The sequence below is a fragment of the Luteolibacter ambystomatis genome (assembly GCF_018137965.1).
Lineage (GTDB): Bacteria > Verrucomicrobiota > Verrucomicrobiia > Verrucomicrobiales > Akkermansiaceae > Luteolibacter > Luteolibacter ambystomatis.
Genome location: NZ_CP073100.1, coordinates 2,714,278 through 2,739,915 on the forward strand (window position 1 = coordinate 2,714,278; position 25,638 = coordinate 2,739,915).

The following is a 25,638-nucleotide window of genomic DNA, read 5'->3' on the forward strand; positions in this document are numbered from 1 at the left end:
CTGCCCTGAATTACGGAGCGTGGCCGTCCTCAGCCGGATTTTTTTCGGAGACAAATCCCTGCTTTCCCGAATTTCTGGACAGCTTCCGGGATTTCAGGCCGCACAGCGGGACGGATCATCATCCACGATGCATGCAGTAGGCCGAGGAAAAGCGGACACCCCTCCCCTACTTCCCGATGCAGAAGCTGGAGAAGATGACGCCGAGGAGATCCTCGGTATCGACGCGGCCGACGACTTCGCCGAGGGCATCGAGCGCCTCGCGGAGATCGATGGCGGCGAGCTCGGTATCGGCGGGTGGTTCCAGGAACGCGGAGGCGGCGGCGAGCGATTGGCGGGCGCGGGCGAGGCATGCCTGATGACGGGCATTGATCGCCACGGCGTGATCGCCCCATTCGCCGCTGCCGAGGTGGAGGGCCTCGCGGATGACGGCTTCGAGGCGGTCGAAGCCTTGGTCAAGCTGGCAGGAAATGCGCACGGCCTCGATGCCTGACCAATCGGCGTGCTCGCCGAGGTCGGCCTTGTTCAGAATGAGAAGATGGCGGGTGTCTTCCGGAACGTCCGCGGGGCGGAGCAAGGGACGTGGCAGCCCGGCATCGGCGACTTCGAGAAGCAGGTCCGCGGATTCGATCTGGCGGACGGTGCGGCGGATGCCTTCCTCCTCGATGCGATCCCCTGCCTGGCGGACACCCGCGGTATCGATGAGGCGCAGCGGGATGCCGCCGAGGTTCACGGTTTCCTCGATGGTATCGCGAGTGGTGCCGGCGATCTCGCTGACGATGGCACGCTCGTATCCGAGCAGACGGTTGAGCAGGCTGGATTTGCCGACGTTCGGCTCACCGAAGATGACGGTGCGGACGCCCTCGCGGAGGATGCGGCCTTGGTCGGCTGTGGCGAGCAAGCGGTCGATGGCGGCGGACACGCGGTCGAGTCGATCGCAGAGGGCGCGGCCGGTATCGGGATCGATGTCCTCATCCGGAAAGTCGATGTAGGCCTCCACATGGGCGAGCACGCCGAGGATTTCATCGCGGGCTTCAATCGTGCGGCGGCCGATGGTGCCCTCCATTTGTTCACGAGCGGCACGGAGCGCCAGCGAGGTCTGGGCGGAGATGAGGTCCATGACGCCCTCGGCCTGGGTCAGGTCGAGCTTGCCATTGAAAAACGCGCGCTGGGTGAACTCACCCGGACCGGCGGGGATGGCTCCGCAGGCGAGGAAACGGGACAGCACCTCGCGGGTGACGAGCATGCCGCCATGCCCGGCGAACTCCACGGCATCTTCCCCGGTGAAGCTGCGCGGGCCCCGGAAGACGGTCATGAGGCCGTCATCAAGCGTGGCTCCGGCGGCATCGAGAATGCGGCAGCGCACGGCCTGGCGCGGCTCCGCGCGGGAAGCCCGGCCACCGGTGACACGATCCGCGATGGCTACCGCCTGCGGACCGGAAACGCGGATGAGGGAAACAGCCCCCACGCCCGGCGCGGTGGCGACGGCGGCAATGGTGGGAGTGTGGGATTCCGAGGGAGTCACGGGACCGCCATGGTCCGCGGTCCCCCGCCAAGGGTCAACCCAATCAATCATCTGAAGTACCGGAGCGAACCACTCCGGCCACGGATTCGAATGATCGGGTTTGTCAGCAACCGGCCCGGCGGCTCAGAGACGCCGGCGGCGCAAGAGATACAGCAGGCCGAGACCACCGAGCACGGCACATGATGGCTCCGGAACGACCGTGAGAGTCACGAAGCCCGGGCCGGTTTGTTCTCCTCCGAAATTGGAGCCGCCAGTCACATCGTTGTAATTGATCTGCCATTGGTTGGCTCCGAGGGTAAAGGTGCTGTCATCGGCCAGGCCGCTGAAAGTACCACCGTTCCAAGTGCCGCTGTAGTTGATCAGCGTCAGTTTGTTGCCGATGGTGAGTGTTCCCGCGGCAAGTTCCGTGAGGGAGAGGGAGGCAAGGCCGTTGAGCGTGAGCGCTCCATTGACCACAAGCAGGTCGCCGCCGAGAGCGGTCGAGTTGAGTTCATAGGCCAGAGTGGAGCCGCTGTTGAGCGTGAGTGCTCCGGTGGCAAGAGATTCGATGCCCACTCCCGGCGCGAGTGCGCCGGTGACATTGACCGCACCGGCCACACTGCCGTTGCCACCCAGGGTACCTGCCGCCGCCACGTCCACCGCGGAGGCACTGTTGGTGGCACCGTTCACCAGCAGCTTGCCCGCGGTGACGGTGGTCGCGCCGGTGTAGGTGTTCGTGCCGGTCAGGGTGAGATTGCCCGCACCGAGTTTTTCCAAGCTGCCCGTACCGGAGACCGGAAGCGCGAGGGTGGTGTTGAAACCATTGGTGTCGATCTTGCCGCCGCCGGTGCCGACGGTGATGTTGAACGGACGGGTGTTGGTCGTGGCGAGAGTGGCAATGTCAGCGGAGAGCTTGAGCGTGCCGCCGTTGGAGAAGTTCAGATTGGCGGCACCAGCGGTGCCACTGCTGCTGTTGTTGAAACCCCTGCCGGTGGTAAAGGTGCCACCACTGAGATTCAGAGAGCCGCTGCCACCATTGGAACCGGGGCTGGCCGCCAGCGTAATCGCCGTGGAACCCGCGTAGGTGAAGGAGGCTCCGGTGTTCACCGTCATCTGCGCGGACGCGAACGAGGTGTTGGGCTGGATCGTCATGCTGCCGTTCTGGGTCCAGGCGGCTCCCGAGTTGAGATTCACATTGCCCGCTGCCTGAACCGAGAGGGTGCCACTGGAAGTGACCGTGCCCGCGACATTCAACGTGTGCCCGGCGGTGCTTTCGTTTGCGAGCGTGATGGACTTGCCACTGGCCACCGCGATGGTGGATCCCGCTTGGAAATTGACCGTGGCACCGGCCCGGATGTTCCATCCACCGGTGGCGGCGGACTGGTTGCCGCTGACGTTGACGATGGAGTTGGCAGCCGGATCGACTTGGAAGAGACCGGTGAAGGTGTTCGCTCCGGTGAGATTCAGCGTGCCCGCGCCAGCCTTCACGATCGTCTGCGTGCCGGCGATCGCGACGTTGAGCGTGACCACGTCCGCGGCGGCGACGGTGGTGATCGTGGGATTGCCGGTGGTGGTGGAGAGGGTGAGGGTGCCGCCTGTGCCCGCGTTCACCGTCCAGGTGTTCGAGACGGTGGTGGCATCCCCGAATTTCAAGGAGCCGACGGTGCGGTTGCCATCGAGGGTGGTGGCGGCATTCGCGGTAATGTTCAGCGTGGAGAAGTCGAGCAGATCATCGGCCGCGAAGGTCGGGGCACTGTTCCAATTCGAGGGAGTGCCCCAGGAGCCTCCGGCCGGATTGGTCCATGTGAACGTGCCTGCACCGGCCGGGCCTGCCACCGAGGAGAGCAGTGCAATGAGGAGGGGTCTCGGAAACATCACGCCCGTTAGAATGAGGGCGGATCACAGGTCCGGTAAGTGGGCAGTCCTCCCCATGGGGAAGCGCCCATGTGAACCATCCAAGGGACGGTCCCTCCCTTTTTTCCTACTTCCCGACAGCGGCGGATTCGTGGCCGCCGAGGCCGAGGAACTCCCAGCAGATGAAGCGGCTGACGGAGAGCTGCGGATCGTCCTTGCCCACCCACTCCAGTTCCAGAGTAGCGGTACGGGTCTGGGGACGGGAATCCTTGCTTCCGCGCCAGTTGATGGACGAAAGCGCGCGTCCCGGCTCGGAGTCCACCTTCACGCGGATGCGGGTGGAGTCCGAGGTGGTGGCGGGATCGGCGATGCGGTAGGTACGGATGCCGGAGGCGGACTTGCCTTCCTCGCCCACGTCCTCGACGACGAAGACGCGGAACACGGCCTTCTGCCCCGGCGTGGGGGATTCGACGAAGGCCCGCAGGCTGCGGTACTTCGTCTGGGCGAACATGTCCCAATCGAGGCGGAGACCATCCGGGAAACGCTTGAAGAACGCCTGCACGCGCACCGGCTCCATGGCGAAGTTCGAAGCCTGGGCGACACTGGCGAGCAGCATGTCCGCGTCCTGCAGGCCGTACTGGACCTCCAGCGAGGCGAGCGGGCGGAAGAACTCCCGCATTTCGAACTGCGGGGGCTGGTCATAGATCATGAGGAAGAGGCCGCGCTTGCGGTCCTCCATGGAGAGTTCGTAGGCGGAGAAGGCCTCGGCGGGCGTGTCCGAGTCATCGATCCGTCCACCGCCGTAGAATTCACCGAGTTTGGGCACCTCTTCCTTGCCGCCGACGATGTAGGGAGCCTTGGCATCGGGTGTGGTGGCATCGACGTAACCGCGGAGCACCTTGTAGGCCTCCCGCTGCCAACCGCTGCGGAGGTATTCTTCCTCGTTGTTCGGACGCGGGGTTTCGCCGGGAGTGGCGGAAACCTGCCCGAGCGGCGGGGTGGTCTTTCCGTAGTAGGTGTTCAGGAAATAGACGCCCCCCGCGCCAAGGGCGCCGATGAGGACAAGCATGAGCAGCAGTGCCGGGATGAGCCCGCGGCGGCCGCTCTTTGGAAGGGAGGCGGATGAGGTCTTGGCGGGAGACGCGGGAGCGCTTTCCGCGAGCACTCCGGCGGGCCGGGCTGGCGCGGCAGTTGCGGCAGGCTGGGCGGGCGGTGCCGGAGCGGGCACCACGACGGGCTGGGCCGGAGCCTGAGCCGGAACGGCTGGCGAGGGAGCGGCAGGCGGCGGTTGCAGTTGCACCTGCGGCATCTGGACGGGAGCCTGCACCGCTGGTGGCGGCTGCACCGGAGGCGTGATCTGCGGGACCGGTTGCACAGGCTGCACCGGTGGTTGCGGCTGAGCGGGGACAGGCACCGGCACCTGCTGGACCGGCGCGGCACCCGATGGGGAAGCGGCGGGCGGATGATGCGGCGGAGCCGGTGAGGTGATCACTCCACCGCAGTGCGGACAGGGGCCGGTGGTGGGGGGCAGATCGATGGGGATGACAATCCGTCCATTGCAGTGGCCGCAGCGGAACTCCCGCTGCTGATATGGATCATACGTCCCCGTCATGTGTCGTTGTAAGCTGTCCCCGCTATTTTGTTAGATGAGCCGGCGGCCACTGTCAAACCCGCTCCGTTCTCATGACACGGCCACCGTGCCGAGCACGGCATCCAGCACTTCCAGGCAGCGTTCGTTCTGCTCCTTCGTGCCGATGGAGATGCGGACCCAGTCCGGCAGCTTGTAGCTGCGCATGGCGCGGATGATGACACCCTGCTTGAGCATGTCGCGGAAGACGCGGTCGCCATCACCCACTTTCACGAGGACGAAGTTCGCCACGCTGGGCACGTATTCCAGGCCGCGCTCCTTGAACGCCTGCGAGTAGAAGGCAAGACCCTCGCGGTTCACGCGGCGGGTGTTCTCCACGTGCGTGTCATCGGTGAGCGCGGCGATGGCGCCGGCCTGGGCGATGGAGTTCACGTTGAACGGCTGGCGGGCCTTCTGGAGAATGGCGGCCACGCCCTTCGACGCGAGCGCGTAGCCGATGCGCAGCGCGGCGAGGCCGTGGATCTTCGAGCAGGTGCGGAGGATGCACACGTTCTTACCCTGGGCGATGTACTTGAGGGTGTCCGGGGCCTTGTCGAGAAACTCGTGATAGGCTTCGTCAAAAGCGACGACGACGTGATCCGGCACGCGGGCCATGAAGCGGTCCAGCTCTTCCTGGCCAACCATGGTGCCGGTGGGATTGTTCGGATTCGCGATGAAGACGAGGCGGGTGTCCTCCGTAATGGCGTCCGCCATGGCATCGAGATCGTGGACGAAGCCCGGGTCCGGCACTTCGACGTACTTCGCGCCGAAGAGGGTGGCCATGAGCTTGTAAACGACGAAGGCGTGCTCCGCGGCGATGAGTTCCGCCCTGGCATTGAGGAAGCTGTGGCAGAGCAGCTCGATGATTTCATTCGAGCCATTGCCGAGGACGACGTTGTCGATGGAGAGGCCGAACTTTCCGGCGATGGCGCTGCGCAGGCGGTAACCGCCGCCATCCGGATAAATGTGGGCGTCTTCAAGAGCGGCGATCATCGCCTCCTTCGCGCGCGGCGAAGGGCCGAGCGGATTTTCATTCGAAGCGACCTTGACGATGTCCGCCGGCTCCAAGCCGAGTTCGCGGGCCGTCTCATCAATCGGTTTGCCTGGCTCGTAAGCCACCAGGTCACACACAAAACGGTTCGCGTAGTGATCGATATTCATCCGCCGGGAACCCTAGGACCCTCCCCCGGCGAGGTCAACGGCGGGGTATGACGGGATTGTAAAGTTGGAGCGATTTTCCTCTCCTCTTTTTAAACCACGAGAGACACGAATTTTCACGAATCGTGGAAAGCGGGGGATGCAATCTCTCTTGCGTCTCAACCTATTCGTGAAAATTCGTGAGCATTCGTGGTTTCAAATCCAGAGGAATCCTTCCGCCAAAGCATCCACGAAGTCCCTCCCCTTCGTGTCTTTCGTGGTTCCCTCTCAGGAGGGCTGCGTCGCCTCGTAGAAACTCACGACGCCGAAGGTCATGGGCGTGCAGGAGGCGGAGGCATAGCCGCACTTTTCCAGAAGCTGGATCATCCCCTCTCCCGAGGGGAAGGCCTCGATGGAGCCGCCGAGGTATTCGTAGGCATCCCGCTGCCCGGTGAGCCAGCCCGCCATCTTTGGCAGGACATTGTGGAGGTAAAAACGGTAGGGCGTGCGCAGGACTCCCTGCGGCAGCGAGAAATCCAGGATCACGAGACGGCCGCCTGGCTTCAAAACGCGGCGCATTTCGCGTAGCGCGGCCTCGTAGTCCGCCATGTTCCGCAGGCCGAAGGCGACGGTGACGACATCGAAGGAGGCGCTTTCGAAAGGCAGGTTCAGCGCGTCCGCGACGATCGTTTTCGCGATCCCGCGCCGCCCGGCGTGAGCGAGCATTTCCGCGCAGAAATCCGAGGCGATGACCTCGCACTCCGGGCACGCGTCCTGGATGGAGAGCGCCAGATCGCCAGTGCCGCTGGCGACATCGAGAAGGCGGTGCGGTTTCCAGCTTTTGATGCGGGCGGTGACCACGTGCCGCCACCACAGATCCGCGCCGCCGCTGAGGACGTGATTGGTCAGCACATAGCGGTCGGCGATCCGCGCGAAGGCGTCGCGCACGTAGTCGGCATCAGGCATCTGCGCGGAGTGGAAATGCTGCGGAGGCGGGGCGCAAGGACGATCCGGGGCAGGTCACTCCCCCAGCCCTTTCGCCCACACGCCCTCGCGGCTGAAGACGATGACCATGGGGCGGCAGCAGATTTCGCAATCGTAGTCGTACTCCGTGGGCAGTTCCTCGTCCGGCGGCACGGCCACCTCGAAGGTCTCGAAGCAGGTCGGGCAGGTCACTTCGGCGAATTCCATGGCCGATTCTGCGCCGCGTGGCGGCATCGTTACAAGCAACCTAACGAAGACATTTTGACGTGCGCGCGCGAATGGGATATGGGTGAGGATAGTCCCTTTTCCATGACCAAAGGGGGAGGGATGTCCCGCAAACCACCAAACCAGCCCCATGAAAACCAAGCTCTGGATACCCGTCTTGGCGCTCCCGCTCGTGATCGCCTCCTGTGACGACAAGAAAAAGGATGAACAGCTCGACAAGGCCAGCAAGGAAACGAAAGCCGCCGTGGACGATGCTTCCAAGAAAATGAAGGAAGCCGCCACCGCGACCAAGGACGCCGCTGACAAGGCCGGTGCCGAAATGAAAGCCGCCGCCGACAAAGCGGTCGCCGATGGCAAGGCCGCCGCCGACAAAGCCGCCGCTGATGCCAAGGCCAAAGCCGACGAACTCAAGGCCAAGGCCGAGGAGGCCGCCAAGAAGATGAAGGAGGCCGCAGGCGGCACTCCGGAACCTCCGCCCGCCCCCACCGCGCCCGGTCAATAATCCCATCGCGCTGCGGCCGTGGACACTCCACCCACACTGGTCCGGACACGGCCCCGTGTCTCATGGCTCACGCTCGCCGTGATCCTGGGTTGCTTTGCAGCCTGGGTCACGGCGTGCAAGATGGGCCTTCTGGCGCGCGGCGAGGCCGCGCTGCGCGAGCATGAGGTGCGCATCACGGGCAGGCCGCACTTCGCCAGCAGCGGCCAGGACGGTTGCCCGGAGGCATGGATCGAGGGGGATGCGCGTGGCCGCCGTTTCCACTGGCCGCAGGCCGATCTCCCTGCCGGGGAGCTGCCGCCGGACCAGTCATATACGTTCACGTTTCTGGAACCCGCCTTCTTCAGCCAGGGCGGGCTGACGCTGTGGAAAATCTCCACGCCACAGAAGGTGCTCTACGATGCATCGATCTGCCGCGTTCATCATGATGCAATGCACCGCACGGTGGTGTCCGTGGACGATTCCGCGGTGAATCCGGCGGAGAAGACTTTCTTCCCGAACTGCGGCCGCGTGGACCGATGCGGTCGCAAGGAGGTGGCCACGTGGGTTTGTGATTCCTGCCTGCGCGAACGCGACCGCTGGCTGGACCGCACGCGACTCTCCCCCGCTTCCGCCGCCCGTTGACAGGCCGGTTTCCTGCCCCGCTATCCCTTACACACCGCGGGAACCAGTTCGAGCAGGCCTGTAGCGGACGGTGGATGCCGAGGGAAAATGTAGTCGAAAGCTCCGCTTTCGATCTGGGGGTGGGTGGACGATGGATGGGAATCGAAGAACAGGCGAAGCCCATCCCCAAAGAGGGAAAGCGGAGCTTCCCCCTACATTTTTACGAGCTTCAGGTGCGATAGCAGCGGGCGGTGATCGCTGCCATTCGACTCCGCGACGACCTCCGTGCCCGCGTCCTGGAGCGTGAGGCCGCTGCCATCGCGCAACAGCACGTGATCGATGATGACCCGCGGCTGATCGGCGGGGAAGCTGGCGGCATCGCCCTTTGGCGTCACCCGGCGGAAGCCCGCATCGGCGAACATCTTCAACACCGCGGAGTCCGGCGTGTCATTGAAATCGCCGGTGATGATGACAGGCTCCTTCACGGACTTCAGGCGCTGGAGGATGAGCTTCACGTTTTCCTGCCGTGCGGTGTCGTCATTGCCTGAATCGAGATGGACACCGGCGATGGCGATCACACCCGCGTCCGGCACTTTCACGAAGCGGATCACGCAGACACGCGGCTCGCCATCCTTCACCGGCAGATGGATCGATTCATCCGCCACCACCGGAAAGCGCGACAGCACCGCCGCGCCATACGCGCCACCATCATAGGGCATCGCTGCGGCATAGGCGGAGGTCATGCCGAGTGCGGCGGCATAGGTGGCGGCCACGTTGACATTGCCATTGCGCTTCGTGATGTGATCAACCTCCTGCAGCGCAACGAGGTCCGGCTTCAGCTTCTTGAGGATCTCCTGTTGGAAGGCATGGTCGTATTTCCCATCCATGCGGCGGCCGCCGTTGCGGATGTTGAAGGAGACGACGTTGAAATCGGTGGCGCTGGCCAGGGAAGCGAAGGCGAGGAGGCAGAGAAGCGGACGCATGACGCGGTGATAACGCCACGGGAGAGATGGTTTTTCCAGCATTGGCGGTCCTGCCAAAGATTCCGGCGCTTTGGCCAAGTCTCAAGGCAGCACAAGCATTCCTGCTTGTGTGTGAGGAGTCCGGCACCCAGGAAAGCAGCAAACGGTCCGCGGGGTTGATCGCGGGCGTGCCGCAAGGATCAGCCGCCCTCATTCACGAGCAGGAATGCTTGTGCTACCATGCCTGCGGCGAACGGACGCCGCTTGCATGGAAAAGGCAGGAGGAATATGAATAAAGCGAGTGCTCTCCGCGTCATGCGCCATCCCTTGATCCTCCTCTTTTGCCTGAGTCTCATCGCCTGCGAGCGGCGGGAGGATGGCATGGCGAGATCGGAACCGGAGAAAAACCCCGCGTTTTCCGATCTGCCATCCAAGGTGCAGCGTATTTGGAATGACGAAGACACGCGGAAAATGCGCGAAGCCACCCGCAAGGATCCAGAGGGTGTGCTACGATGGCTGCATGAAGAGCACTATCTCGATGCGGCGGCCTATGACGCTCCGCTCACCTGCTTTCTGAGCGAATCGCTCGAACAGTCGCCGGAAAGAATGCTGGCGCTGGCGGATCAGATTGAATTCAGCGAGGCCCGGGACCGGTATCTGCAAGCCGCCTACGGAATGCTCGTGCGGAAGGACACCGCTCTGGCATGGGAACAGTGGGAAAAGCGGAGGAAGGCGGACAAGACGGACTCGCCTCATACGATCCTGTCCCTCACCGCCCGGAGAGGAAATCTTGAGGCATTATGGAAAACCTATCAAACTCATGCGCACGGAAACGAGGATGCCGCGCTGTTTCTGGCAACGGTCCCGGATGAGATTGGAATCCCTCCGGTGGCTGAATTGAATTTCATTGCCGGGCTTCTGTTTTCGATCGATCCAGCCGATGAAAAACTTCCCGAAGCTCTGGCCAAGGCATGCAAGCCGCTCGCCCAAGCCAGCCGGGTGGTTTTTCATTCGCTGCTGGATCAAGCTCCGGCTCACGCCCACTACGATACAGGCCGCAGCATCAGCGCCGCGGAAGAAATGAAACACGGCGAGTGGAAAGCCGCGGCGGAATCGATCGCGCGGATCTCGGATGCGGTGATGAGGGATGAATGGGTGGCGCGACTGATTGAGAAAGGCGGCGCGGATTCGGATGAAGTGCGGAAAATTCTGCCGGAGCTCGAAACCAAAAAGCAGGCACCCCCGCGGATCACGGGAGTCAGGGCGGATGGATATGAGGATGCATCGACCGAGCTACGGGAAAGGCCGTAGTTTTGAATGATGGGCGCGTCATCGGGAGCGGGCGTCTCCTTCAGACCCGGACATCCCGGAGAGACGCCCTCCCTTTTTGTAGCCGGAGTCGTGAGACTTCGGGCGGGGTGGATTCACCCCTCCCCTGGCGTGCCGCACCTGGGTGGATCAGAGGCGGACTGGATATGCACGGAACTTCGCTTGTCCACCCCGCCTGAAGTCTCACGACTTCAGCTACGTGAAGTCTAGTGCTTCTCGATGACCGCGTAGGCGTTGTGGTTGTGGATGGACTCGAAGTTCTCCGCTTCCACGCGGTACCACGTGATCGATTCGTGCGCGTTCGAGCGCGAGGCGACGTTGCGGACGAGGTCTTCCACGAACACCGGATTGTCATAGGCGCGCTCGGTGACGGCCTTTTCGTCCGGACGCTTGAGGATGCTGTAGAGTTCGCAACTCGCGGAGCGTTCCACCAGGGCGATGAGGTCCTCGATCCAGATCGGCTCGGTGGAGCGGATGGAGTAGGTGACGATGCCGCGCTGGTTGTGCGCGCCGCGGTCGCTGATGGCCTTCGAGCACGGGCAGAGCGTGGCCACGGGGACGAAGACGGTGACGATGAAATCCGTCGGCTTGCCCTCCTCGGCCTCGACCTCGAAGCGGACCTCGTAGTCGAGCAGGCCCTGCTTGCCGGTAACAGGCGCGGCCTTGCTGAGGAAGAAGGGGAACTGGAATTCGATGTGGGCCTTGCGGGCGTCCAGCTTGCGGAGCAGCTCGCGCGGCAGGGAGGCGATGGTGCGCACATCGAGGCAGCCGCCGTGGGCGTGGAGGGCCTCGACGAAGCGGCTCATGTGGGTGCCCTTGAAGTGGGCGGGAAGATCGACGGCGAGGGAGACGGTGGCGACTGTGCGCTGGACGCTGCCGCCCTTGTCACTGACCTCCACCGGGAAGCGCAGGCCTTTCACGCCCACGCGGTCGATGGGCAGACGGCGGTCATCGCGCTCGTTCTGGGTGTCCTTGAGTTCCTTCATGGTCCGTGAAAACACAAAGAGCCTGTCCGGGTCACGGACAAGCTCCTGGTGAGAATGATGGTTTCTCCGGAGCCCGGGATCAGGGCAGGAGATTCACCGCGCGAGCCTGCTTGATGGAGCGGGTGATCTTGCGATGAAGCTTGGCGGACACACCCGTCACGCGGCGCGGCAGGATCTTGCCGGTCTCGGTGGTGAACTTCGAGAGAAGCTCCGGGTTGGTGGCGCGCACCTGCTCCACCTGGATGTCGTGCCGACGGGTCGGCATCTTGCGGTTCGCCTTGCGGAAGGCGATGCGGCGCTGGACGGTCTTGGGCTCGGACATGAGAAAAAAAGATTAGCGGAGTTCGCGGTGAAGGGTGCGGCGCTGCAGGAAGGGATTGAACTTCACCTTCTCGAGACGACCCGGCGTGCGCAGGCTCTTCTTGTTGCGCGTGGTGACGTAGCGGGACGTCGGCTTGCCCTCAGCCTTGGCTTCGGTGCATTCGAGGATGATGATCTCGCGTGGCATGTGTCAGAAAACGTGGGGGCGGGAATTTAGTTCAATCATCATCCTCGTCAAGCGAAACCGTCTCGGAATCTTCATCATCCGAGTAATTTCCGCCGCTGAAGCCAACTTCGTTGGACGGACGGAAGCGGCGGTTGCCGTATTCCTTCTCCCACTGGGCCTGGCATTCGACCGTCAAACGGGCGAAGGGAATGGCCTCGAGGCGGGCGGTCGGGATCTTCCGGCCGGACATTTCGCAGACGCCGTAGGCACCCTTCTTGATGCGCTGGAGGGCCTGCTCGATTTCGTAGAGGGCGTCCTGTTCCTTGGCCAGGACGCTGAGGGCGAAGTCACGGTCGTAGGCATCGCTGCCGGCGTCACCCTGGTGCATGCCGGAGCCGGAGGCCTCGGAGCCTTCGGGAGCATTGCGGATGGTGTCGCGGGTGGTGCCGGTCATGGCATCCACAAGTTCGTCGCGGAGGTCGAGAAGGCGCTGCTTCTGCTTGTCCACGAAGACGGCGGAGTGGCTGCCGCCGCTGCCATTCACGGGCGCGGTCTCGGCTGCGATTTCCTTGGGGGCGGTTTCCTTGGTCACGTTCTTGGGAGCGGCTTCCTTCGCCTTCGGAGCCGGAGCCGGTTTCGCCACGACCTTGCTGGAAGCGGCCTTCACGGGCTCGGGCTTCTTGGGAGCGGGCGCGGCTTTCTTGGCGGGAGCCGGAGCGGCTTTGGCGGCCTTCGCCGGAGCAGCTTTCTTGGCGGGGGCCTTCGGCGCCGCCTTTTTGGGAGTGGATTTCTTCGCGGCCATGGCGCGTGAGCGGGTCTCAGTGAGAGTTGATCGGGGGTCGGAGCAGGTGCTGCCTGCGTCCCCCACCCCTCCAGAAGGGCGGGGTGGATTAGCCCCTGAACGGCCCTCCATCAAGGGGAAATTTCATAAATCGGCATTGGTGTCCCAGTTGAGAAAGTTTTTTGACCGGAACAGCGGCCAGAGATTGAAAATCAAGGGATTTCTTGAAAATCGATGATAGGTTCAACTGAATTTTGAGGTGCGAAAGTGACTGATCGGCAGGCATCGGGGATCAGGGAAGAACCGGCCATGTTACTTGAAGTCCGCCCCGGAGGCTTTTTGTCTCTCCAGAGCCTTCCGCCCTGTCCTTGGGGGCCCTCCCTGCCTAAAGGCTCGACTCCCTCCGTGAGCGGACCCTACGCTGCGCGCCCGTATGGAACTCAGCGCGATCGTCGAAGCCCTGCTCATTGCCTCGGAGGAGCCCCTTGCTACCTCGGAAGTGGCACGGCTGATCCGCGCCCGGGTGGCGGAGGCGGAGGACGTCCGCGCCCGTGAGATCGAGGAGGGCAAGGAACCTGCCGCTCTGGAGGAATGGCTGACCAACCTCGCCGCAGTCTCGTCCGAGCAGGTGGCGGAGGCCATCGCCGCCCTGAACACCGCCTATGAGGAATCCGGCCGTGCTTTCTATCTGACCGAGCGGGCGAAGGGCTGGAAGCTCTATACCCGCCCGAAGTATGGCGAATTCGTCCGCCAGCTTTTCCCCGGCCGGAAGCCGGAGCGACTCAGCGGCCCGGCGATGGAGACGCTGGCGATCATCGCCTACCGCCAGCCGATCACGAAGGCGGCGATGGAGGCGGTCCGCGGCGTGGCCTGCGATGGCATGCTGCAAAAGCTGCTGGACCGCGACCTGATCCGCATCGGCGGTCGCGCGGAGCTGCCGGGCCGGCCGCTGCTGTATGAGACCACGGATCTTTTCTTCGAGCACTTCGGCATCCGCAGCGTGGATGATCTCCCGAATGCCGCGGAGCTGCGCAAGGTGAAGCTGCCGGAGCCGGATGAGGCGAAGCCCGCCGAGCCGGAGCCCCAGCAGCTCAGCCTGGGCGCGAATGCCGAGTCATCCTCCGAGTCCTGAAGCATCCCTTGCCCAGTCGGTCTCCGTCAGCGATTCAGAAGGATTTCCACCACCGATGAACGCGGATGGACACAGATGGAAGAAAGGATGGCCGGAATTGGAGTCCACTTCCGCAAATATCTCTTCCATCATTTCCTATCTGCGTTCATCCGCGTCCATTTGACCCAAATACTGGAATTGGGAGTGTGGGTCCATCTCGCTCCGCTCGATTGCGGTTGAAAATTTCTCTTTTGGCGCGTGATGGAATGATGGGCTTTCCGTTCATTCCACGGCGGATTTCGCTTCCTCCGAATCCTGAAAAATCCTGTTAATCCTGTCCGTCCGGCGGCCCCGGATTTCATCCCCTTTCCTTTCCCGTGAATCTCGACGACATCCGCAAGCAGATCGACGCCATCGACACCGACCTGCTGGACCTTCTCAACCGCCGTGCCGACCTCGTCCATGAAGTGGGCGTGGTGAAAAAGCGCGACGGCCTCCAGATCTACGCCCCGGAACGCGAGGAGCTGGTGCTCCGCCGCCTGATCGAAAAGAGCCAGGGCCGCCTGCCGGAAAAATCGATCCGCGCGATCTACCGCGAGATCATGTCCGCCGCGCTCGCGCTGGAGGATGACCTGAAGATCGCCTACCTCGGCCCGGAGGGCACGTGGACGCATCAGGCGGCGATCAAGAAATTCGGCCACTCGGTGAACTACTCGCCGCAGCCGAACTTCGCGGATGTCTTCGACCAGGTCGCGCGCCGCCGCGCCGACTACGGCGTGGTGCCGATCGAGAATTCCACGGAAGGTGCGGTATCCCACACGCTCGATCTCTTCGTGGATTCCCCGCTGCACATCTGCGCGCAGATCCTGATGCGGATCGAGAACGGGCTGATGGCCTCCATTCCGCGCGAGGAGATCAAGACGCTGTACTCGCACCCGCAGGTCTTCGGCCAATGCCGCTCTTGGATTCTGAAGAATTTCCCGGACGCCGATCTTGTCGAGGTTTCCTCCACCACCAAGGCCGCACAGCTCGCCCGCGATAATGCCGCGCAGGGTGCCGCCGCGATGGGTGGCCCGCTGGCCGCGGAAATGTACGGCCTCACCATGCTGGAGGAGGCGATCCAGGACCGCGCCACGAATACCACGCGCTTCCTGGTGATCGGGGAAAAGACCTGCCCTCCCACCGGCAACGACCGCACCTCGATCCTCTTCGCCATCCAGGACAAGCCCGGCTCGCTGGTCAGCGCGCTGCAGGCCTTCGACCAATTCCACATCAACATGTCGAAGATCGAGTCCCGCCCCTCGAAGCGGAAGGACTGGGAATACATCTTCTACGTGGACCTCGCCGGCCACTGCGAGGACAAGGAAGTCGCCGCCGCCATCGGGGAACTGCACACGCACTGCTCGCTGGTGAAACTGCTGGGATCGTATCCGGACACGGGGGAGTGATTCCCCCGGTCTGCCGCCGGAACACCTACGACGCACATCGTAGATGATTCCCGCCTCCCATCACCGCGCCTTCAAGGCCACGACTATTCTTGTTCGCGCCTTTTGATTCCCTCCTGAAACTGCTCCCTCTCCCGCGCGGGCACAAGGAACAGCCCGATCGGCAGAAAGGTGATCACCGCCAGCGCACAAACCGCCATGGGCTCCACCTCCGAGTAAGGCAGCTCCCGGATCATCGAGGAGAATCCGCCGCTGACGATCAACCACCCCCACGGCACGAGGGAAATCACGCGCGCGATCCACAGCAACAGCCGGGCCCGGCTGTAGAAACCGGTCAGAAACGGCTGGGCGAGCACGAAGAGATGGATGGTCACGAAGATCCCGCCGGCCATGAACGGGACCGGATCAAAGCGCCCCCGCAGCATCGCCATGAACCCTTCGCCAATGTCCTCCCATATTTCATGGAATGGAAGCCTGCGCCCGATGAACTCTACCGAGGAGAACTGGATCGCGATCATGGAGGCTGCGGCGAGACCGAGGACCACGCGGGCAAGGCGGAGGCGGAGCTGATGACGGTCGGGCGTTTCCATTGAAACCTTGAATGGCATCGGACTATCTCGCGGGCCGTGGAACGTGTGCCGGAGCGGGCAGGCGGATCAATCCGGCCGTCAGGATGATGAGCGCGATGAGGATGCCGGCCTCCCCTCCGGAGGCCGCCTTGATGGAGAGCCACGCGACCCACGTTCCCAGCGTCAGCAAACGCGCGGTCCACAGCAGTGGCGCGCTGCGGGCGAGCACCATGGTGAAAAAGGGAGCCAGCAGGACAAGAGCGGAGGAGGTTAGAAGGAGTCCGTCCACGAGCAGTTGCTTCTGGTCGCCATGGCCACGAAGCACATCGGTGAAATGCCGCCCCATGCCGGTCCACCGCGTCCACCCGGCGGGATGGAGGGAGGGGGACACGGGAAGGAACTGTCCGGCCACGAGGATGAAAAGCGCGAGCGCGAACAACGCGCGGGCATGGCGCAGGCGGGGATCTTCCTGGGAGATCATGGAACAAGGGGGCGGACGCACATCTGATAGCTCCATCGCCTCCCCCTGCCAAGGCGAAGGATGGGATCTCCCAAGGAGCACGTCGACACCCGATCCCGCCGTCTCCCCAAGTCAAAAAATGCATGTAACATTTCCCAACCCGCCACGGTAACGGTTCCGCTGAAGCCGCGGCTTCGCTTCCATCGCCTGTTGCATTGCAAATCCATGAAACCCCACCTCCTCCAACTGTTGTCCGGCTTCGCGCTGGTTTCCGTTTCCTCCGCCGCCGAGCCATCCACCGCACCGGACCGGCATGACTTTTTCTATGCCGGTGAGGCAAAGACCCAGGACATGTATCGGGTCGAAAAGGGCGCGCTGGTCTGGAGCTGGCACAATCCCGGCAGCCGCGGCGAGATCAGTGATGCGGTGCGGCTCGCCGATGGCCGCATCCTCTTCGCCCACCAGTACGGCGTCACCCTCATCGACGGAGCGGACAAGGACAACAAGGTGCTGTGGCACCACGATGCGCCGCAGGGTTGCGAGATCCATACCGCCAGCATGATCGGCAAACAGCGCGTGCTCTTCATCCAGAACGGCCCGGAACCGAAGTGCGTGGTGATGAACATCGCGACGAACCAGGTGGAGCGCGAGTTCCCGCTGGAGGTGGGCAATGTGAAGGGCACCCACGGACAATTCCGCCACGCCGAACTCACCGCCACAGGCACGCTGCTGGTATCCCACATGGATGGTGGCAAGGTGTCCGAGTACGACGATCATGGTAGAGAGCTGTGGACCGCGAAATTCCCCGGCCCGTGGTCCGCCTCGCGGCTGCCGAATGGCAATACCCTCGTCACTGGATCGAAGCTGGTGCGGGAGATCACCTCCGCCGGAGACACCGTGTGGGAAATCACGCCCGCGGACCTGCCGGACCAGGGCATCCGCAGCTTCCAGATCTCCACCCGTCTGGCGAACGGCAACACGCTGGTGAACAACTGGGTGAACTCGTGGAGCGAAACGGTCGATCCCGCCACCGCCCCGGCACAGGTGCTGGAGGTCACTCCGGACAAAAAGGTGGTGTGGACGCTGAAAGCCTGGAGGGACCCGCTCAATCTCGGCCCCTCCACCACCCTGCAACTGCCGGACAGCACGCGGGCGAAATACGACAAGTTCGGCGGCTTCCATGATTGAGAAGCACGCAGCCGGAAATTCCTCCTGCCACGTCATCGAGCCATCATCTTGGACCCGGCACCATCGCGGGCATGAAGAACCTTCCACCCTTCGTTCTGCCTGTTTCATCCGCCGTGTTGTTCGGCATCGGTGGCTTCATTGCCGGTCATGGCTCCTCACCGCTAACAAACAATGCCGGAGTTCCCTCGTTGAAAGACGGACCGTCCACCACCAACGGCCGCAACAGCTCCCGCGGAGCAGGTTCTGGCGGGGATGACATGGCCGCCGCCCCGCGCGGCGGCAAAGCCCGCCAATCTCTGGCGAAGCTGGACCGGGGACAGCTCCAGGGCCGGATATCGGACCTGATGCACGGCCCGGACCGGGCGCGCGCGTGGCTGGACTTCGTGGACAGCTTGGAGCCGGGACAATTCGCGGATGTGGTGGCGGACTTCCGCGCCATGGGCATGTCCGGCACGAATCTCTCCGAATACGCCATGCTGCTGTCCGCCTGGGCAAAGCACGATCCACTGGCCGCGCTCGATTTCGCGGAGAAGAACACCGGCAACGCCTTCGCCCGCCAGACCATCCTCTCCACTTGGGCGAACTCCGATCTCAATGGCGCGATGGCATGGGCCAACAGTCATTTCCAAGGTCCACCGGACCAGGGCAATCCGTGGATGGTCGGCGTGATCCGTGGCATTGCGGCCGGCGATCCAGCCCGGGCCTCCCAGCTCATGCAGGAGATGCCGTTTTCCCGCGAGCGTGGCGACGCCCTCGTCTCGCTGGTGCCCACGGTGATGGCACAGGGACCGGACGCGGCGATGGCGTGGGCGGACAATCTCCGGGACCCCTCGCTGCGGGATCGCGCGATGCGTGAGATCGCCCCGCGTCTGGCGGAGAAGGACCCGCGCACCGCCGCCAACTGGCTGACCGCGGCGAACACCCCGGACGCGGCCAATACCATGGACGACGTGATGACGGCGTGGATGAAAGGTAATCCTTCCGAAGCCACCGGCTACTATGAAACCCTGCCTGCCGGTGACCTGCGCCGGGAGGCGCTGAGCAGCGTGATCGCCTCGATGGCTTCCAGCGATCCGAACCAGGCGATGACCTTCCTGAACAACCACCGCGGCGAAGCGACGGACGCCATTTACGAGGAGTTTGTCTGGAATTCCGCCCGCAGCCAACCGGAGCTGGCCGCCAGCCAGATCGCGAACATCCAGGACCCGCAGAACCGCGACCGCACCTACATGAAAATGATCGGCAAGTGGATGAAGCGCGATCCCCAGGCCGCCCAACAGTATCTGAACAGCGGAGCGGTGCCCGCCGGTGTCGTGCAGCAGTTCCAGCAGCCCAATGGCGGCTGAGACGTTTTCCGGTCACACCGGAAACATTCCGGGATCATGGGCGTATTGAAGACTGAATTTGTGGCAATTTGACCGAAATTGCCCGATTTCATGCAACTTCGTTCAACCGTCCATCATGTATCCACGCACTGCCTTCCTCTTTTCCTGCCTGCTCATCCACTCCGCAGCCGCCGCGGAAGCCCCGCTCCACCGTGCCGAGGCGGAGCGGTTGGCCGGGCAGCCTTACGCTCCCGGCTGGACCCCGCCCACGGAGTTCACCAAGGCGCTCACCTATGACCAGATGCGCGGCATCCACATCAAGCGCCAGGGGTGGCTCTTCAATGACTCCCAGGTGCAGGTGGAGCCGCTGCTGGCCGGCAGCTTCAACAGCAAGGGACTGCGGATCGGCCTTCTGGAAGGGGGCGAAGTACGAGAGGTGCCGTTTTCCGCCGCGCTCTTCGAATTCCCGTCCGGGATGGCCGCCCCACAGGACAAGGACCTGTCCGGCTTCAAGGGCTTCCGCGTGCATGGCGCACCTCGCACCGGGGCCAATTCCTACGAGCAATTCAGCTTCGGCGGCGCGAGCTACTTCCGCGGCCATCCGGAGGGCTTCAACTACGGGCTGAGCGCGCGCGGGCTGATCCTGCGGCGCGATGGCAAGGAGGAGTTCCCGATGTTCGAGCGCTTCGTCTTCGAGAAGCCGGAGGACGGAAGCTCCGTGATGGTCTGGCACGCGCTGCTGAACGGCCCGTCCGCCACCGGTGCCTTCCGCTTCACCAGCCGCCCGGGAAATCCGCATGTGATGGAGATCCAGGCGGACCTGTTCCCGCGCTCGGGTGTGGCGTGGAGCGATCTCGGCGTGGGCCTCGCCGGGTTTTCTTCGATGTACTGGTTCAGCCCCGCGGACGCGCGCCGCACGGCGGATTTCCGCGGCCGGGTTCATGATTCCGAGGCACTGGCGATCGATGCGGAGGATGGCTCACGGCTGTGGCGGGTGCTGGGAAATCCGGCGAAGGTGCGCACCAGCGTGTTTCCGGTGCATGGCCTGCGCGGCTTCGGGCTGGTGCAGCGCGACCGGACCTTCGATGCCTATCAGGACGATACGGCGCGCTACGAACGCCGGACTTCCGCCTGGGTGGAGCCGCAGGAGGGCATGACCGCCGGAGAGGTGAAGCTGGTGGAGATCCCCACCCGCGGCGAGTATGACGACAACATCGTGGCCTCTTTCACACCGGAGCTGCCCGCCGGTTCCCGCGAGCCGCTGCATGTCGCCTACCGCCTGCTGTGGTGCGAGGACGCACCCGCCGCCAAGGGGCCGCGGGTGGTGCAGACACGCACCGGCCGCCTGCCGGACAAGTCCGGGATCACGCTGCTGGCGGTCGATTTCGCCACCAGCCTGCCGGTCGCATCCCTGAAGCCGGAGGTGGAACTGCCTGCCGGAGTGGAGCAGCGTTTCACCTACCTCAAGGCAATGCCGGACGGGAAAACGGTGCGGCTCCACCTGGGCGTGGTGCCGAAGGCGGGTGAAGCCACCACCGGCGAGATCCGCGCGGGCCTCCTCCATGATGGCACCCGCACCGGCGAAACCTGGGCCTATCCCTGGACCGGTGGAGTCGAGGCGGCCCCATAGTCCGCACGAAAGAGCCTTTTGGTGGTCACACCGGCGTCCCTGGTGAAATGATGTGGTGTAACCTATGCATCGAATGAAGTTTCCGTTTCTCCCCGCCCTCCTTCTGGCCTCCGCCCCGCTCGCGCACGCCGCGCCACCGAACGTGGTGATCCTCTATGCCGATGACCTCGGCTATGGTGACATCTCATGCAATGGTGCCACCGCCGTGCGGACGCCGAACATCGACCGGCTCGCGAAGGAAGGCCTGAAGTTCCGTGCGGGCTACGCCACGGCCTCCACCTGCACGCCCTCGCGCTTCTCGCTGATGACCGGGAAATATCCCTTCCGCCAGAACGGTACCGGCATTCTCCCCGGAGACGCGGCGCTGATCATCCCCACCGGCCAACCCACCCTGCCCTCCGTGCTGAAAGCCGCGGGCTACCGCACCGCCGCCGTGGGCAAGTGGCACCTCGGCCTCGGCGGCAAGGGCGGCATCGATTGGAACAAGCCCGTCTCGCCCGGCCCGAACCAGGTCGGCTTCGACCACTCCTTCATCATGCCCGCCACCGCCGACCGCGTGCCGTGCGTCTATATGGAGGATGGCAGGGTGGTGGGTCTCGATCCCGCCGATCCGATCAAGGTGTCCTACCGGCACCGGCTGGAAGGCGAGGCTCCGCCGCTCGAAAAGGACCAGCGCAAGGTACAGTCCGATCCGCAGCACAGCATGGGCTTCGTCAATGGCGTGGGCCGCATCGGTCACATGACCGGTGGCACGAAGGCGCTGTGGAAGGACGAGGACATGTCCGCCACCTTCTGCAAGCAGGCGGTCGACTTCATCCGCGCCTCGAAGGACAAGCCGTTCTTTCTCTACTATGCCTGCCATAATATCCACGTCCCCCGCGTGCCCGGCCCGCAGTTCGTGGGAAAAACCTCCATGGGTCCGCGCGGCGATTCCATCGTGGAGGCGGACTGGCAGGTCGGCGAAGTCCTGCGCGTGCTGGACGAGCTGAAGCTGGCGGACAACACGCTGGTGATCCTCTCCAGCGACAACGGCCCCGTCGTCAACGACGGCTACCTCGACCAATCCGTGGTGAAGCTGGGCGATCACAAGCCTGCGGGCCCGTGGCGCGGTGGCAAGTATTCGAATTACGAAGGCGGCACCCGCGTCCCCTTCCTCGTGCGCCTGCCCGGCAGGGTGAAGCCCGGCACCACCAGCGATGCGATGGTGAGCCAGGTGGATCTGGCACGCAGCCTCGCGAAGCTCGCGGGCGCATCCGTGGCAGCGGACGCCTTCCCGGACAGCAAGGACGTGCTCCCGGCGCTGCTGGGCGAGAGCCCCACCGGCCGCGAGGAGATCGTCGGCCTCGGCAGCCAGGTCACGCTGCGCAGGGGCAGTTGGAAATACATTCCCGCCACCGGTGGCAAAAAAGCCTCCACCCCCGATCAACTCTACGATCTCGCCACCGATCCCGGCGAGAAGACCAACCTCGCAGCCACCAAGCCTGAAGAGATCAAACAACTCGCAGCACGGTTGAAGGAAATCACCAGCAAGGTGACGCCCCGCGAGCCGGTCACGGAAGAGTGATTTTCCCTTTCCCGCAAGGGAGGCTCCGGCGGCATGCGGCCGTCTCATTGCACGAATTGTCGGAGTGGCGTGACACCCACTCCCGGCCGCGTGCCCGCCGGATGAATCCCCGCATGAAGCCAGGAGTGTTCCGATCGCCGAGGCCCTTGCCGTGATGCCCCGGGATGCGCTCCCCGGGGGCGCAGACCTACCCACTTGGGTGATTCCCAAACCGGAGGACGACAGGTAGGATTCCACCGCCCTGTCGGAAAAACCCGTTTCCCAAAACCCATGGCCCGCAAGACCCAATTCCGCATCGACCACACCCAGGACGGCTGGCGGGTCGATGTGCCTTCGAATCTTTCCTCGACCGGCAAGCGGGAACGCCTGTTCTTCGGCAGCCGCGAGCAGGCTTCCTACTATGCACACCGTATGAAGCTGCATCCGGATCTCGCGGACGACAGCCATCTGGCGGTCGAGGCCGCGCGCGCGTTGAGCTACCTGGAGCCATTCGGCCTGTCGTTGGATGAAGCGGTGGGAATGGTGGTTGAACGGCTGCGCGGCCGCGCTCTTCCATCGTAGCCGGAGTCGTGAGACTTCGGGCCGGGCCCATTCGCCATGACCCGCGCAGGAACGGTCCACCATCGGAATCGGTGAAGCACGCGTCATCACAACGCAACCATGGGGATCGTGGAAAATCCACCCAGCCCGAAGTCTCACGACATCGGCTACAAGAAGCGGAACCTACCCCCTGTTCGCATTCCGGTACTCCTTCGGCGTGATGCCGAACTTCTTCCGGAAATGGCTGACCAGGGCGCTCGCGGTGCGGAAGCCGGAGCGCTCCGCCACTTCCTGCAGCGACAACGAGGACGACGTCAGCAACCGCTGTGCGAGATCCGTGTGCGCGCGCCAGATTTCATCGTGAAGCGTGGCACCCACCAGCAGGTTGAAGCGCCCTTCCAACGAACGCCGTGAGATCGTGGTGGCCGCCACGACGTCTCCGGCCTTGATCGTTTCCGAGGCGTGGTCGCGGATGAAGCGCAGCGCCTTCGCCACATCCTCGTCCTCGAAGGCATACACGTCCGTCGAGCGCCGCTCGACCACGAAGGCGGGCGGAATGAGATGCGGTTCCTTCGGCGCGGCCTCGCCTTGCAGCACCCGGTCCAGCCATTGCGCGGCCTCGTAGCCGCGGCGCTCCAGATCGATGTCCAGACTGGAGAGCGTGGGCGAGCACAGGTCGCAGAGCTGGGAGTAGTCCCCCACCCCGAGCACCGCGACTTCCTCCGGCACCTTGAAGCCGCGCTGCCAGCAGGCCTCCAGTACCATCGCGCCGATGCGGTCGGTGGAACTCAGCACCGCCAGCGGACGGGGCAGGTTGCCGAGCCAGGCGGCCAGTTCGTCATCGGCATCGCTGGTGATCGACAGCGTGGCCAGCGAGGTGGAATCCGTGCCGTGGATCACCTCCGCGAAGCCGCGGCCGCGGTCGAAGGAGAAGCGCGTGTTGTCGCGGTTGCGCACGAAGGCGAACGACTTGAAACCTCGGGAAAGAAGGAACTTCGCCGCCATCCGGCCGATCTCCAGGTCATCCGGCACCACGTTGATGAACGCCGGATCGATGAGGCGCGAGGTCACGTTGACGATCGGCAGCTTGCGGGTCTTCGCGGCCTCGGCGAAGCGCGGCTCCACCGCCGTGCAAATGATGCCATCGCCCTGCCAGGAGCCGACCAGCTCGGCGAGCTCCTTGCGCTCGCGGTCGAAGAAGGCCATCCGCCAGTCCGGCTTGCGCGAGGCGTAGCGGCTGATGCCGGTGAGAATCTTGTTCCCGTAGCCGCTCAACGACTCCACCATCAGTCCAATGTGACGATAACCTGCCATGCGCACGGGCAGGTTCCTTCGCATGCGCAGTGTTGTAAACGCATAATGCGACCTGCGGCACTTCACGGCAACATTACTGCTCAAATCAGAAAATAAATTACTCTATTACGCAGTTTCCTATTGAGAACCGCGTTTCATCCGCTACGTTTCCTCCGTCATGCCGACATCGTGGTCAGGGAAAATCCGTGGATTGAGGTGGTGGATTGTCGTCATCGTCTTCCTCGCCGCGGTGCTGAACTACGTGGACCGGCAGGTGCTTTCCGCGCTGGCTCCGACCATCCAGCACGACCTCGGCATGGACGACCGCGCCTATGCGGACCTGGTGAATCTCTTCCTCGTCGCCTACACCATCGCCTACCTGATCTCCGGGAAGCTGGTGGACAAGCTGGGCACGCGCGGCGGCGCGGCCTTGTTCGTGATCTGGTGGTCGCTGGCGAATGTCGCGACCACGTTCGTGCAGGGCGTGCGTTCGCTGGGCGCGTGCCGGTTCATGCTCGGACTGGGAGAGGCCGGAGTGTGGCCCGCAGCCTCGAAGGCGGTGTCCGAGTGGTTCCCCGCAAAGGAACGCGCCACCGCGATCGGCCTCTACACCATGGGCGCCACGGTGGGAGCCACACTCGCGCCATCGATCGTGATCCCGCTTTCCAAATGGACGCTGCCGGGCCTCGGCGAGGGCTGGCGCACCGCGTTTCTCATCACCGGCATCGCGGGCTTCGCATGGCTGGTGCCGTGGCTGCTGCTGTATCGCAAGCCACGTGAGAGCCGCTTCATTTCCGCCGAAGAGCTTTCGCTGATCGAGGAAGACGCGGGCGCGGAGAACACCGGAGCCGCGTGGACGTGGAAGCAGGTGCTGACCTACCGCCCGGTGTGGCTGCTGCTGCTCGGCCGCCTGCTCACCGATCCCATCTGGTATTTCTTCCAATTCTGGTTCGCCAAGTATCTGCACGATGGCCGCGGCGTGAGCCAGGACGCGCTGACGATGACATGGATGATCTATGCCGCCGCGGGTGTGGGTTCGCTGACAGGCGGCTGGCTGTCCGGTCTCGGCGTGAAGAGCGTGGGTGCTCCGGCCTCACGGCTGCGGGTGATGCTCGGCTGCGCGCTGCTGATGCCGGTGGCGTGGTTCATTCCACAGGCATCCAGTGTGGCGGGCGTGATGACGCTGGCCGTATGCGCGGTGATCCTTTCGCTGGCGTGGCTCACGAACATCACCGCGCTGGTGGTGGACCTGGTGCCAAAGCATTCCGTGGCCACCGTCTTCAGCGTGGTCGCCGCTGGCAGCACGCTCGGTGGCGTGCTCATGAACTCCGTGGTCGCCACGATGGTGGCCGGACCTTCCACAAAACCCGCAGGCTTCCTCGATGAAGCCCTGCGGACGGTTTGCGGACCGCTGCTGCGCTCGGTCGAGGGCCGCGGTTATGCGCCGTGGTTCACGGTGATGGCGGTGCTGCCGCTGCTCGCCTTTCTCATTCTCCGCGGTGGCGGCCTGCTGCGCCGCCGCGCCTGATTTTGCTGCG

General features: G+C 63.9%; 25 protein-coding genes. 11 read left to right on the top strand and 14 right to left on the bottom strand.

The features are described 5' to 3' along the window. Positions 1 to 166: 166 nt before the first annotated feature. The 6 genes from mnmE to KBB96_RS10465 all read right to left on the bottom strand — a co-directional run bounded on the left by mnmE (position 167) and on the right by KBB96_RS10465 (position 7,310). Positions 167 to 1,522, bottom strand: a complete 1,356-nt coding sequence (gene mnmE, locus KBB96_RS10440; RefSeq protein ID WP_226373522.1) for a tRNA uridine-5-carboxymethylaminomethyl(34) synthesis GTPase MnmE — start codon at positions 1,520 to 1,522, stop codon at positions 167 to 169. 123 nt (positions 1,523 to 1,645) lie between these two features. Continuing rightward, positions 1,646 to 3,376 (bottom strand): beta strand repeat-containing protein, encoded by a 1,731-nt coding sequence (locus tag KBB96_RS10445; RefSeq protein WP_211629334.1) that lies wholly within the window; start codon positions 3,374 to 3,376, stop codon positions 1,646 to 1,648. Between the two features lie 106 nt (positions 3,377 to 3,482). After that, the gene (locus KBB96_RS10450) at positions 3,483 to 4,967 is read right to left on the bottom strand and encodes a hypothetical protein (protein ID WP_211629342.1); all 1,485 of its coding nucleotides are present in this window, start codon (positions 4,965 to 4,967) and stop codon (positions 3,483 to 3,485) included. A gap of 69 nt (positions 4,968 to 5,036) precedes the next feature. Further along, a complete protein-coding gene (gene hisC, locus KBB96_RS10455; protein ID WP_211629344.1) occupies positions 5,037 to 6,143 on the bottom strand; it encodes a histidinol-phosphate transaminase in 1,107 nt (368 codons plus the stop codon). Positions 6,144 to 6,407: 264 nt separating this feature from the next. After that, on the bottom strand, positions 6,408 to 7,085 hold the full coding sequence (locus KBB96_RS10460; protein WP_211629351.1) for a ubiquinone/menaquinone biosynthesis methyltransferase: 678 nt from the start codon (positions 7,083 to 7,085) through the stop codon (positions 6,408 to 6,410). 54 nt (positions 7,086 to 7,139) lie between these two features. Continuing rightward, positions 7,140 to 7,310, bottom strand: coding sequence for a zinc ribbon domain-containing protein (locus tag KBB96_RS10465; protein WP_211629352.1), 171 nt, complete (start codon positions 7,308 to 7,310; stop codon positions 7,140 to 7,142). A 148-nt stretch (positions 7,311 to 7,458) separates the two neighbouring features. Between KBB96_RS10465 and KBB96_RS10470 the strand changes: the two genes are divergently transcribed. Then, entirely contained in the window at positions 7,459 to 7,830 is a 372-nt protein-coding gene (locus tag KBB96_RS10470) for a hypothetical protein (protein WP_211629354.1), read from the top strand. 18 nt (positions 7,831 to 7,848) lie between these two features. Beyond that, positions 7,849 to 8,451, top strand: coding sequence for a hypothetical protein (locus KBB96_RS10475; RefSeq protein WP_211629358.1), 603 nt, complete (start codon positions 7,849 to 7,851; stop codon positions 8,449 to 8,451). A 191-nt stretch (positions 8,452 to 8,642) separates the two neighbouring features. On the opposite strand, the gene KBB96_RS10480 is transcribed toward KBB96_RS10475, so the two are convergent. Then, positions 8,643 to 9,413, bottom strand: a complete 771-nt coding sequence (locus KBB96_RS10480) for an endonuclease/exonuclease/phosphatase family protein (protein WP_211629359.1) — start codon at positions 9,411 to 9,413, stop codon at positions 8,643 to 8,645. A 294-nt stretch (positions 9,414 to 9,707) separates the two neighbouring features. Here KBB96_RS10480 and KBB96_RS10485 point away from each other — a divergent pair, with 294 nt between their 5' ends. Beyond that, a complete protein-coding gene (locus KBB96_RS10485; RefSeq protein WP_211629360.1) occupies positions 9,708 to 10,703 on the top strand; it encodes a hypothetical protein in 996 nt (331 codons plus the stop codon). 224 nt (positions 10,704 to 10,927) lie between these two features. Here KBB96_RS10485 and folE2 read toward each other — a convergent pair whose 3' ends face one another. The 4 genes from folE2 to KBB96_RS10505 all read right to left on the bottom strand — a co-directional run bounded on the left by folE2 (position 10,928) and on the right by KBB96_RS10505 (position 12,996). Next, positions 10,928 to 11,707 carry a GTP cyclohydrolase FolE2 gene (gene folE2 / locus KBB96_RS10490; RefSeq protein ID WP_211629361.1) on the bottom strand — a complete coding sequence of 260 codons (780 nt, stop codon included), beginning with the start codon at positions 11,705 to 11,707 and terminating at the stop codon, positions 10,928 to 10,930. A 79-nt stretch (positions 11,708 to 11,786) separates the two neighbouring features. Beyond that, positions 11,787 to 12,029: a 30S ribosomal protein S18 gene (gene rpsR / locus KBB96_RS10495; RefSeq protein WP_318971836.1), complete on the bottom strand. Its 243-nt coding sequence runs from the start codon at positions 12,027 to 12,029 to the stop codon at positions 11,787 to 11,789. Between the two features lie 12 nt (positions 12,030 to 12,041). Next, positions 12,042 to 12,215, bottom strand: coding sequence for a 50S ribosomal protein L33 (rpmG, locus tag KBB96_RS10500; RefSeq protein ID WP_211629362.1), 174 nt, complete (start codon positions 12,213 to 12,215; stop codon positions 12,042 to 12,044). A 31-nt stretch (positions 12,216 to 12,246) separates the two neighbouring features. Beyond that, a complete protein-coding gene (locus tag KBB96_RS10505; RefSeq protein WP_211629363.1) occupies positions 12,247 to 12,996 on the bottom strand; it encodes a TraR/DksA family transcriptional regulator in 750 nt (249 codons plus the stop codon). Positions 12,997 to 13,408: 412 nt separating this feature from the next. Between KBB96_RS10505 and scpB the strand changes: the two genes are divergently transcribed. After that, entirely contained in the window at positions 13,409 to 14,107 is a 699-nt protein-coding gene (scpB, locus tag KBB96_RS10510) for an SMC-Scp complex subunit ScpB (protein WP_211629364.1), read from the top strand. A 356-nt stretch (positions 14,108 to 14,463) separates the two neighbouring features. Beyond that, positions 14,464 to 15,534, top strand: coding sequence for a prephenate dehydratase (gene pheA, locus KBB96_RS10515; protein ID WP_211629365.1), 1,071 nt, complete (start codon positions 14,464 to 14,466; stop codon positions 15,532 to 15,534). A gap of 83 nt (positions 15,535 to 15,617) precedes the next feature. On the opposite strand, the gene KBB96_RS10520 is transcribed toward pheA, so the two are convergent. Continuing rightward, positions 15,618 to 16,049, bottom strand: a complete 432-nt coding sequence (locus KBB96_RS10520; protein WP_211629366.1) for a hypothetical protein — start codon at positions 16,047 to 16,049, stop codon at positions 15,618 to 15,620. Between the two features lie 94 nt (positions 16,050 to 16,143). Beyond that, positions 16,144 to 16,581, bottom strand: coding sequence for a hypothetical protein (locus tag KBB96_RS10525; protein ID WP_211629367.1), 438 nt, complete (start codon positions 16,579 to 16,581; stop codon positions 16,144 to 16,146). A 204-nt stretch (positions 16,582 to 16,785) separates the two neighbouring features. Here KBB96_RS10525 and KBB96_RS10530 point away from each other — a divergent pair, with 204 nt between their 5' ends. The 5 genes from KBB96_RS10530 (at position 16,786) to KBB96_RS10550 (ending at position 22,828) form a co-directional block, all read left to right on the top strand. Beyond that, positions 16,786 to 17,748 carry a beta-propeller domain-containing protein gene (locus KBB96_RS10530; protein WP_211629368.1) on the top strand — a complete coding sequence of 321 codons (963 nt, stop codon included), beginning with the start codon at positions 16,786 to 16,788 and terminating at the stop codon, positions 17,746 to 17,748. A gap of 71 nt (positions 17,749 to 17,819) precedes the next feature. After that, positions 17,820 to 19,094, top strand: a complete 1,275-nt coding sequence (locus KBB96_RS10535; RefSeq protein WP_211629369.1) for a hypothetical protein — start codon at positions 17,820 to 17,822, stop codon at positions 19,092 to 19,094. 115 nt (positions 19,095 to 19,209) lie between these two features. Further along, positions 19,210 to 20,703, top strand: a complete 1,494-nt coding sequence (locus KBB96_RS10540) for a glucan biosynthesis protein (RefSeq protein WP_211629370.1) — start codon at positions 19,210 to 19,212, stop codon at positions 20,701 to 20,703. A 73-nt stretch (positions 20,704 to 20,776) separates the two neighbouring features. After that, the gene (locus KBB96_RS10545) at positions 20,777 to 22,267 is read left to right on the top strand and encodes a sulfatase family protein (RefSeq protein ID WP_211629371.1); all 1,491 of its coding nucleotides are present in this window, start codon (positions 20,777 to 20,779) and stop codon (positions 22,265 to 22,267) included. A gap of 270 nt (positions 22,268 to 22,537) precedes the next feature. After that, positions 22,538 to 22,828, top strand: coding sequence for a hypothetical protein (locus tag KBB96_RS10550; protein WP_211629372.1), 291 nt, complete (start codon positions 22,538 to 22,540; stop codon positions 22,826 to 22,828). A gap of 162 nt (positions 22,829 to 22,990) precedes the next feature. On the opposite strand, the gene KBB96_RS10555 is transcribed toward KBB96_RS10550, so the two are convergent. After that, positions 22,991 to 24,121 carry an AraC family transcriptional regulator gene (locus KBB96_RS10555; protein WP_211629373.1) on the bottom strand — a complete coding sequence of 377 codons (1,131 nt, stop codon included), beginning with the start codon at positions 24,119 to 24,121 and terminating at the stop codon, positions 22,991 to 22,993. Positions 24,122 to 24,278: 157 nt separating this feature from the next. Here KBB96_RS10555 and KBB96_RS10560 point away from each other — a divergent pair, with 157 nt between their 5' ends. Beyond that, positions 24,279 to 25,628, top strand: a complete 1,350-nt coding sequence (locus KBB96_RS10560; protein ID WP_211629374.1) for an MFS transporter — start codon at positions 24,279 to 24,281, stop codon at positions 25,626 to 25,628. Positions 25,629 to 25,638 lie beyond the last annotated feature (10 nt).